Annotated in this window: 9 protein-coding genes; all 9 read right to left on the bottom strand. The window is 70.9% G+C overall.

Annotated elements, in window-relative coordinates:
• On the bottom strand, nt 1-266 hold a 266-nt coding region (locus tag VLJ82_RS15275; RefSeq protein WP_408664222.1), incomplete at its 3' end, for a GPW/gp25 family protein.
• Complete coding sequence (locus VLJ82_RS15270) at nt 266-2026, bottom strand: VgrG-related protein (protein ID WP_408664221.1); 1761 nt, start codon at nt 2024-2026, stop codon at nt 266-268. The genes VLJ82_RS15275 and VLJ82_RS15270, both read right to left, overlap by 1 nt.
• Nucleotides 2023-2682, bottom strand: coding sequence for a LysM peptidoglycan-binding domain-containing protein (locus VLJ82_RS15265; RefSeq protein ID WP_408664220.1), 660 nt, complete (start codon nt 2680-2682; stop codon nt 2023-2025). The genes VLJ82_RS15270 and VLJ82_RS15265 overlap by 4 nt, the downstream gene beginning before the upstream one ends.
• Nucleotides 2682-3467 carry a hypothetical protein gene (locus VLJ82_RS15260; RefSeq protein ID WP_408664219.1) on the bottom strand — a complete coding sequence of 262 codons (786 nt, stop codon included), beginning with the start codon at nt 3465-3467 and terminating at the stop codon, nt 2682-2684. Before VLJ82_RS15260 ends, VLJ82_RS15265 begins: the two co-directional genes overlap by 1 nt.
• A gap of 3311 nt (nt 3468-6778) precedes the next feature.
• The gene (locus VLJ82_RS15255) at nt 6779-7237 is read right to left on the bottom strand and encodes a phage tail protein (RefSeq protein ID WP_408664218.1); all 459 of its coding nucleotides are present in this window, start codon (nt 7235-7237) and stop codon (nt 6779-6781) included.
• Nucleotides 7230-7403 carry a DUF6760 family protein gene (locus tag VLJ82_RS15250; protein ID WP_408655261.1) on the bottom strand — a complete coding sequence of 58 codons (174 nt, stop codon included), beginning with the start codon at nt 7401-7403 and terminating at the stop codon, nt 7230-7232. The genes VLJ82_RS15255 and VLJ82_RS15250 overlap by 8 nt, the downstream gene beginning before the upstream one ends.
• Nucleotides 7404-7408: 5 nt before the next feature.
• Nucleotides 7409-7963, bottom strand: a complete 555-nt coding sequence (locus tag VLJ82_RS15245) for a hypothetical protein (protein WP_408664217.1) — start codon at nt 7961-7963, stop codon at nt 7409-7411.
• Complete coding sequence (locus VLJ82_RS15240) at nt 7960-8436, bottom strand: phage tail protein (RefSeq protein ID WP_408664216.1); 477 nt, start codon at nt 8434-8436, stop codon at nt 7960-7962. Before VLJ82_RS15240 ends, VLJ82_RS15245 begins: the two co-directional genes overlap by 4 nt.
• Before the next feature lie 59 nt (nt 8437-8495).
• Nucleotides 8496-9325, bottom strand: an 830-nt coding sequence (locus VLJ82_RS15235; RefSeq protein ID WP_408664215.1) for a phage tail sheath family protein, incomplete at its 5' end; no start/stop codon positions are given.

Raw genomic sequence — 9325 nt, 5'->3', positions numbered from 1 at the left:
GCTTCGGCGATCAGGCCGAGCAGGTTGCCGGTGACCGGTTCGAACAATAGGTCCCAGATCCGGCAGCCGAAGTCCGGACGCATCAACCGCTCCCCGGGCGCGGTGAGCAGCACCATCCGGATCGACCGATCCAGGTCCTCGGCCCCGTCGGTGAGCTTGATCGAGCCGGTGTGGTCGACCTCCAGCGGCCAGCTGAACCCCCGTCCGATGAACGATCCGTCGGAGGAGGCGAGGTCGGCTCGCCGGGTCGGGCTGAAGTCGTTCATCAGTTGATCGCCACCATCGCACCTTTGAGAGTGAGCGGTCCGCTCGCCTCCACGCTTGTCGTTCCCTGGCCCTTGACCGAGACCATCGAGCCCTGCACCGCCAGCTGCCCCTGGCTGGTGACGCCGACCTTGGAGTTGCCGGACAGCGCCAGCTCGGTCTGGGCCTCGATGGTCACCTTGTTCCCCTTGATCGCGACGTTTCCGCTGGCGTCGATCTCGAACGACGCCGAGCCGGACTTGATCGTCACCGGCTTGCCGCTGGCCACCTCGATCTCGAGCTTGTCCGCACCCAGCCGGATCTTGTGGGTGGTGGTGCTCAGCTGCAGCTGGATGTGCTGGTTGGCGGCGTCGGTCCCGTCGGCCAGCTCGATGACGTGCCCGAGCCGCGAGGTGATCCGCCGGGACTGCACCGCACCGGACTTCACCCCCCATTCCGGCAGCACGTTCTTGCCGCTGAACAGCCCGCCCAGCACCACCGGCTGGCGCGGGTCGCCGCCCTCGAAGGCGACCAGTACCTCGTCGTTGACCTCGGGCTGGAACACCAGGCCGCGCTTGTTGCCCGCGCCGAGCGTAACGATCCGGGCCCACGGTCCCTCCACCTCGGAGCTGACCGACGGGTATTTCAGCTTGACCCGGCCGGCCTTCTCCGGGTCGTCGACGTTGGTCACCACCCCGACCACCAGGCCGGGGACGTTGAAGCTGCCGCTGCGCCGGCCCGCGGTCAGAGTGTCGGCCAGGCCCGTCCGGCTGCGGTCGCCGGCGATGAACTGGGTACGGAATCCCCTGCGGTCGTAACGGTGGTCGACCTCGGTCAGGTGGTACTTGCCCGACGTCGGCCCGGCGTTGGAGACGGTGATCGCGACCCCCGGCTTGAGCTTGTCGCTGACCGCCGTGGTGCCACGTGCCTCCACCGCACCGGCCGCCCACTGGGAGCGCAGCGCACCGCCGGCGGTGGCCGCCTCGCTCTGGGTCAGCGGCGTGAAGCTGCCGATCACCACCGGGGCGTCGCCAAGCGGGCTGCTGCTGCCCACGAACGGTTGCACGAAGTCCGAGGACGGCAGCACCGCCGACGACGCCGAGGCGGACTGGCCGACGATGGAGCGCTGGGTGGCGTTGTCCCAGCCGATCACCTGCGCCTTGGTGGGCAGCAGCCCCGACGCCGACACCGAGAACTCCTGCAGGTCCTTGCCCAGCTCCAGGGTCAGCACCGGGCCCGCGGTGCTCGGCGGCTTGAACTGCAGCGCGGTTCCCTCCACCCACCAGTCGTACCCGCAGCGGGCGGCCAGCTCGTCGAGGAAGGCCAGGTCCGAGTCGGCCTGCAGCACATAGGGATGCACCTCCGAGGTCGAGCTGACCTCGGCCGTCACGCCGGCGCCGCCGGCCACCTGGCTGACGATGTCGGAGAAGGTCATGTTCAGGTAGGTCTTGACCTTGCTGCCCCGGGTGAGCTTGTGCGCGGCGTCGTCCACGGTCACCACCAGGTCGGGGTGGTCGCCTTCCTGCTGCTGCAGGCTCATGCCGGTGACCGTCCCGCTCATCAGCGAGCCGCCTCGGTACACCCCGACGTCGACCTTCTTGCCGATGCTGAAGAATCCGCTGGAAGAGACGGAGTAACCGACGTCGGCGAACCGCAGGGTGGCCCGGCCGGGCAGCCGCAGGCTGCGCTGCACCCGTACCGACACCAGGTGCTGCAGCACGGTGTCCGACAGCGGCGAGCCGTTCACTTTCACGGTCGGGCTGAGCCCTTCGAACGAGCTCATCCGTGCTCGATCCGCGGCACCGAAAGCAACGCGCCCGGACGCATCGCGAGCGGGTCCTCGATGTTGTTGGCCGCCGCCAGCGCACGCCAGCGGGTCGAGTCGCCGTAGTAGCGGGCAGCGATCCGGTCCAGCGTCTCACCCGGTTGGATGCGGTGCACCCGGTGCGGCCGCGGGGTTCCCGAGGTGGGGTTCTGCGGGCCGAACGCCTGGGATTCCTCGTACTGCTGCAGGGTGAGCGCCATCCGGGCGCGCAGCGGGATGCCGGAGGCGGAGAAGTAGGTGAACACCAGTTGCAGGTCGGTGACCACCGCCTTGAACGAGTGCAGGTCACCCCAGTGGAAGGTGACGAACGGCGGCCGGGCGTTGTGGGTGGTCTCGTCCGAGCCCGGCAGCGTGGTGTCGACGTCCATCAGCTTGAGGATCGCGCCGGTGTGCTTGGTGACCGCGGTCCCGTCGGCGGTGGTGTCGAAGACCAGCTCGACCTGCATCCAGCCGGACTGCGCGCCGGCGTAGCGCAGCCGCGAGACGCCCTTGCCCGGCATCGGCTCGGAAGCCCAGTTGTTGCGCCGGCCGACCGAGATCTGGCTCGGGTTGAACAGGCAGGGGATCTTCTGGCCGCCTTCGATCTCGAGGAATGCCTTTTCCAACTCGGGCATCAGAACACCTCCGGCAGGTGGCGGCGGCCCCGCCGCTCGAGGTCGTCGGTGATGCGCTGCTCCAGTTTGGCCACGATCCGGTCGATCAGCTCGTCGAAATCGCGGGCGCGCATGGCCGGGCTGGACGACTCCTCGTCGGCGTCGTACCCGGGGAACGACGCGTCGGAAGTGCCGCCGGACTCGTGCAGCCGCCGGATCACCGGGGGCTCGGCCGGTCCGCCCGCGCCGTGCGAATGCTGGAACTGCTCGAACATGCCGGTACTTCCTGACTGGACTGGATCGGAACCGCTCCCCGGGCCACCGGGACCCGGGTTGCGCAGCAGGCTGCGGAACAGCGAATGAGCAGCGCCGGACAGCGACCGGCGGATTACCGGGCCGTCCACCTCGATGCCGGTATGGGTCGCCGCGGTGACCGTGCCGTGGCCGGGGTTGGACGAGGCGGTCTGCTGGTGGCGAGCGCCGGCTGACCGGCCGGAGCGGGCGGCTCCGGGTACCGGTGGGCCGGCGGCCGGCGGTGCCAGCTCGGCCGGCCGGATGCTGACCCGCGGTGGGGCGATCACCATGCTGCGGTTGACGAAAGCCCCCAGCTGAGCTGTGCTGGTTCCGCGGCCGGCGGGATCGGCGGTGCTACCGGCCGCGGCAGCGACCAGGCTGCCCGGCAGCCGGACGGACGACGGCGCACCGAAGCCGGCAGCCTGCGCTCGGTCCCGATGCGATTCCGTCGCGCCGACCGTGGTGGGCAGCGCGACGGAGCGCCGGATGGCCGGTGAGGCGGTGGCGGGCACCGGGCCGGCCGAGTGGCTGCTGGTTCGGCCTGCCTTGCTTGTCGCGGGGGTCCCCAGAGTGAAGGTTGCCGCGCTGCTGGAACGGGCCGTGTGGGTTGCGGCAGGCTGGTGGGGCGAGGAAGTCGCACGTCCGTGAGCGGTGGCTGGCACGGCGGCCGGGGTTGCGGGCGCCGGCAGGTGGTGCGGCCGGACCGGCCCACCGGCCTGCCGACGGATCGGTGCGTCCACCTGGTGCCGTGGGGCGAACGCGCCGGGCCGGCCGGCGATGGGCTTGCCGGACAGCTGCCGGCTGGCTACCGGCAGCGGAACCGAGCCGGCCGATGCGGTGCCGGGGACGATCGCACGCAAGACCCGGCCGTGGGGTGCCGCCTGATGCGCGGCACCGGCGACAGGTGTGTTCAGAACAGCCGAAGCGTTGGGTGCTACCGGAGGATCGCCGCCGGAGGCCTGCCTGCGCACTGTGCTGCTGGAACCAGAATGTGGTTGCGGCGCACCGGTTTCGGCTGCTGGGCTCGCCTCGACCGGTATGGGCCGGGACGTCCCGGCGGGTGGGGCCACGCTACGGCGCAGCACACCGGCCGCCGGTGCGAGTTCCGCTGCGGGCCGTGCAGCTGCCAATCCGGGACCTCGCTGTCCGGCGGGTTGGCCGGCACTGGACGAACCGGAACGGTCCACACCGGCACCGGCGCGCCGCGAGGCCGTGCCAACTGGGGCCGGGGCCGTTCGGACCACGCCGGCAGTGGCGCCGGCCGGTGCCTGAGCGGCCCAGGCCGGCCGCACCGAACCACTGGGCCGGACGGCGGGCCTCAGCTGCTCCGGGCGGGACAGGATGGACGGCAGTTGGCTGCGACGAACCGACGGCAATCCACCGCCGCCCACCGCGGAAAGCATCGGTGCCAGTGCGGCAAGCGGCGCCGGCTGGTGCCCGACTGGCCGGCCGCCGCTTACTAGAGCAGGCTCGCTGCTGCCCGGGCCCGGCGGGGAACGGTCCGGGCCGGCAGCGACCAGTGCCAGGCTTGCGCTGCTGCCTGCCGGGTGACCGGCGAACCCCATCGAGCGCCGGATAGGCCGGCCCAGGCTGGCCAATCCCAGCGGGCGTCCGGTGATCCGGCTGCTTGCAGGTCGGCTGGCAGCGTGCGGTGTGGATTCAGTGGTTGCCGGTTCTGGCGCGGCGTGCCGGGCCCGCCGCGGCGCTGCCTGCTCGGCCGGTCGGGACGAGGCCGGGTTCGCGGGCACCTGTGTGGGGGCACTACCGGCGGCGGTGTCCGAGGCACTGCGGGCGGCCTGCGTCGAGCCGGGTCGGGACGCCGGGCTGACCGCATGCTGGTGGTCCGCTGCCGTGCGCCGGACCGGTCCACCCTGTTCCGCAGGCGCCGGCTGGCCGGGCAGAACGGTACGGCTGGTGCTCGGCTGGCTGACGGAGGCGGCGGGGCTGACGGAGTCCGATCGTCCGGGAAGGTTCGATGCAGCCGGCCGATGCGGTGGTGACGAGGCCGCGGCCGGCCCACCTTGCCGGGCTGGCCGGTGCTCGTTCTCCGTCGGGCCGGCAGCGGTGGCCGGTTGGATCGCGGCGGGCCGCACCGTAGCCGTTCGGGCAGCGATCGAAACGGGAGTTGGCACGCCGACTGCCCGTCGCAGCATGCCGGCCCGCGCGGTGGGTAGCGGTTCTGCCGGCATCGCGGACTTACCCGCCGACAACCGCCGGAGCGGTGCGGCCACCGAGCCGGCCTGGTGAGCGTTCACCGAGCCGGTCAGCGGGCCGCCCAGTGCAGCGGGCAGCGTCCGGTCGGCGGGAATCAGAGTGGCCGGCGTGCCAGCCTCAGCGTGCGCAGCCTCATCGCCGCCCGGAACCGAATGCGAGCCACCACCGGACGAAGCCCTCCCGGCGCCCACAGCCGAGCGCGGCTGCCCAGCACCGGACGAGAATCCACCGGAGAACGAAGCTGAACGCGACCCACCAGAGGAAGACTCGTTTCCGGCTGGAGCCGAGTGCGACCCACCAGCACCAAGCGGAGGCCCGCCTCCGGTCGGCGCTGACTGGATCCGACCATTCACAGCTGCTCCGGCCCGCAACGGACCGCTGGCGACAGAGTCAGCCTGCGACCGGTCGCTCGCTGCCGACCCCGACGGCCCACTCTCGCCGAAACCGGCAGGTAGCCGGCCACCGGTGGCCGGTGCGGCGAACCGTTGCGCCACCGCGGCAGTCAGGCCCGCCATCCGACTGCCCTGCCGGGCAAGGAAACCGGCCGGTGCCGCGTCCGACCTGGGAACAGGAGATCCAGCCGCACCAGCCGGCGAACCCGTCGCGCTCCCTCGAACCGAACCCGCCGCGCTACCCCGAACCGGTCCGGCAGCCGGCGCACTACCGGCAGCGCGACTCGTCGCCGGTTGCTGCTCGGCATGCGCACGACGGATCGCCAGCGTCCGGCGCAGCGCGGTCGCCGGACCGGGCGCCGACAGCAACGGACCGGGAACCGCCCGACCGGTGGGCACTCCCACTGGCGATGCGACTCCAACTGACGATGCGACTCCAACTGCAGGAGCCCGCAGAGCAGCGGTTGCCCGGGCCACCGAGCGCCGGAGCGCCGCGGCAACGCCTGCGCCGCTTGGCTGGGAGACGGCACCTGCGCTCGCGGCCCGCGCAGGTGTCGGGTCACCGCTCCCGGTGAGCTTCCCCGGCGGCCCCGCCGACGACGACGGAGCGGAGGAAGCCGAAGCCCCCGGGGGCGGCGTGGGCCGCGGAGCCTGCAACCGGCGCTGCTCGTGCGAACTGGTCATCGGGCCGGCCGCGACGACTTCTTCCATCCGGCGCACCGGAATCGCGGTCGAGACCAGGCCGCCGGCGATGGTGCCGGGCGAGCGCGGCTGGTCATCGGTGGGCACCTGCCGAGCGGCCCGAGCCAGCCCACGCGGCGGCAACGGCACGGCAGCCGGCACAGCGCGACCCGCGGACGGCACGGTACGACCCGCGGACGGCCCAACGGCCGGCACAGCGCGACCCGCGGACGGCACAGCAGAATCCACCTCGTCGGAATCCACCGCGTCGTCCGGCATCCGCGGAGTCCACCAGCGTGGTGGCCGTACCTCGGCCTGCCCGAGCGAGCGGGCCGAGACGGTAGCCGCGGCGGCCAGCGCCCGGCGCACTCCGGCCGGACGCGCGGTGCCGGCGGCGAACCGGGCCGAGGACTCGGCGATCAGGCCGAGGCCGACCGGCCGGGCCAGGCCGGGACGCCCGGGACGGCGCAGCCGCTGGGCGACGGACCGCCCCAGCGCGCTGCGATCGACCTCGCCGGGTGGAACAGCCTCGGTGCTCATAGGTTCTTCGACCGGAAGCCGTGGTGGACGACCTCGAGCTGTTCCTGCAACGCCTCGTTGCTGTTCGCGCTGAACTCTGGCCCGCTCCAGCGCACCGGGTACACCCCGTCGAACTCCCAGGCCCGCAACCGGGTGCCCTCGGCATCGAGCACGGTGACCGCGCCGGTGCTGCGGGTCAGCTTGTTGCCGTTGCCGGCGAAGCCTTCACCGCTGGACTTGTTCATCCAGGCGAACAGCGCGTCGCTCTGAGTGATGCCGCGCTTGAAGACCAGATGTGGCCAGGTCATCCGGCCCGGCATCTGGTGCACGAAACCGTTCTGGCCGCCCTCGTGGATCTCCTCGACGGTCATGGTGACCGCCAGGCCGCTGACCTCGGTGAAGTACCCGATCTCCACCCCGTCCACCTCGAAGACGAAGTAGGAGTTGATGGCCGGTTCGGAGAATCCGTTAGGCATACTCGCGCACCGCCTGCCAGGCCCGGTCGTTGAAGGAGGCCACCGCGCGCACCATCCTTACCCGGTCGAGATGTTCCAGATCCAGCAGGTCGTCCAGTGACCAGTGCAGGTGATAGGCCAGGTACGCGATCTCCTGCCAGAGCGCGTCGGACGGGTACCGCATCATGCCGCTCACCTGCCGCGCGGAATCTCCTCGATGGCGCCGCGCCGGGACACCGGCTGCTCAACCGGACCACCGAAGCCGTCGAAACCGTCCGGATCCCCGAACCCGCCGAAACCGTTGGCGTGCCCGGCCGCTGCGTACGCCGGCTCCGGCGCCACCTCGACCGGCACCGGCACCGGAGCCGGAGCGGGAACCGCAGCCGGCCGGCTCTGGCCCAGCAACGGCGGCCCCTCGGCCTGGGCACGCAGCAGCTGCTCGTACTCCTCCTGGTTGCCGAAGTTGATGACGCCGTAGAAATCCTGCAGGAACGCAAGGTCGATCGCGAACAGGCCCTCGATCTCGTGGGTGCTGACCAGTTCCACGGTGCCGAGCTTCTCCACCACCCGGGCCAGCACCAGCACGGTCAGCCGCGGGTCGTCCGGGCCGGTGACGGTCGGGTCGCGCAGCGGTTCCAGCTCGTCCCGCGCGGTCGCCAGCCGCATCCGGCCTTCCTTGTGCACCGTGCCTGCCGCGTCGACGTAGCCACGCGGCAGGACGAACGGGTAGCTGGTCTGCAACGTCACTTAATGCGCTCGAGACGCTCGATGACCAGGGTGATCGTCTCCTTCACCGGATCGTTGGAGTCGGTGCTGACCGCGTCGGTGCCGATCTTGCTGGGCCAGCCGTTGAAGAAGTTGAACCGGCCCACCTCGGTCAGGGCGGTGTCGAAGAAGACGATCGAGCCGTTCTTGCGGCTGCCAGCCCGGTCGGTGCCCTTGAAGCCCGATTCGCGGACCGACTTGAACCACTTCCAGATCGGGTCGTCCATCGCGCTCATCGGCGCCATCCGGGTCAGCGAGATGTCGGGAACCTTGAGCGAGGTTCCCAGCGTCTTGACCGACTGCTTCTTGCCGTCCTTGCCGTTCTGCTGGATCGTCACCACGTCCAGTTCCATGTCGAGACCGGAGACGCCGGACAGCACCAGCTTGGTGCCGTCGATCTCGAGGAAGAAGTTCTGGGCGACGATCGGGTCGGTATTGATCAGGTCGTTGGGCATCTGTGCTCCTTGCTAGCCGAGGGAAGAACTGGGGATAGGTGAGGTGTGGGTCGAGCCGATCAGCCGGCGACCTGCTTCTGCTGGCTGATCCGGAACACCACGAACTCGGCGGGCTTGACCGGAGCGATGCCCACCTCGACCACCAGCTTGCCCTCGTCGATCGACTCCGGCGGGTTGGTCTCGGCGTCGCACTTGACATAGAAGGCCTGGTCGGCGGTGGCGCCGAACAGCGCGCCGGCCGACCACAGTCCCCGCAGGAAGCCGTTCAGGGTGCGCTTGACGCCTTCCCACAGGGTCATGTCGTTCGGCTCGAAGACCGCCCACTGGGTACCTTCGAGGATCGTCGTCTCGACCATGTTGAACAGCCGCCGGACGTTGATGTAGCGCCAGTCGCTGTCCGAGGCCAGGGTGCGGGCGCCCCAGATCCGGATTCCCCTGGTACCGAAAGGCCGGATGCAGTTGATGCCCATCGGGTTGAGCAGCGACTGCTCGTTCTGGGTGACGCCGTAGGCCAGGTCCAGCACGCCGCGGATGGTGTCGTTGGCCGGTGCCTTCCAGACGCCGCGGGACTGGTCGGTGCGGGCCCAGACGCCGGCGATGTGCCCGGACGGCGGGATCAGCATCTCGGAGTTGCCGTTGGACCCGATCGGGTTGTCCACCTTGACCCAAGGGTAGTACAGGGTGGCGAAGGCCGAGTCGTACATGGCCTGCTCCGAGCGCCAGGTCATCACCTGCTGCGGGGTCATGCTCGGCGGCGCGTCCAGGATCGCCATCCGGTTGCCGTGCTGCTCGCAGTGCGAGATGAGCGCGGTCTGCACCGAGCGCCACAGGTTCATGTCGGTGCTGCCGTCGGGCTTGGTGGCGGCGGTGATCAGGTCGGGCACGATCA

The organism is Jatrophihabitans sp., assembly GCF_035474675.1.
GTDB lineage: Bacteria > Actinomycetota > Actinomycetes > Mycobacteriales > Jatrophihabitantaceae > Jatrophihabitans_A.
This window is presented reverse-complemented; position numbering and strand designations above follow the sequence as displayed.

Coding starts and splice junctions, on each gene's coding strand:
- VLJ82_RS15270 (WP_408664221.1), bottom strand. CDS start 2,026: ATGAGCTCGTTCGAAGGGCTCAGCCCGACCGTGAAAGTGAACGGCTCG.
- VLJ82_RS15265 (WP_408664220.1), bottom strand. CDS start 2,682: ATGCCCGAGTTGGAAAAGGCATTCCTCGAGATCGAAGGCGGCCAGAAG.
- VLJ82_RS15255 (WP_408664218.1), bottom strand. CDS start 7,237: ATGCCTAACGGATTCTCCGAACCGGCCATCAACTCCTACTTCGTCTTC.
- VLJ82_RS15250 (WP_408655261.1), bottom strand. CDS start 7,403: ATGATGCGGTACCCGTCCGACGCGCTCTGGCAGGAGATCGCGTACCTG.
- VLJ82_RS15240 (WP_408664216.1), bottom strand. CDS start 8,436: ATGCCCAACGACCTGATCAATACCGACCCGATCGTCGCCCAGAACTTC.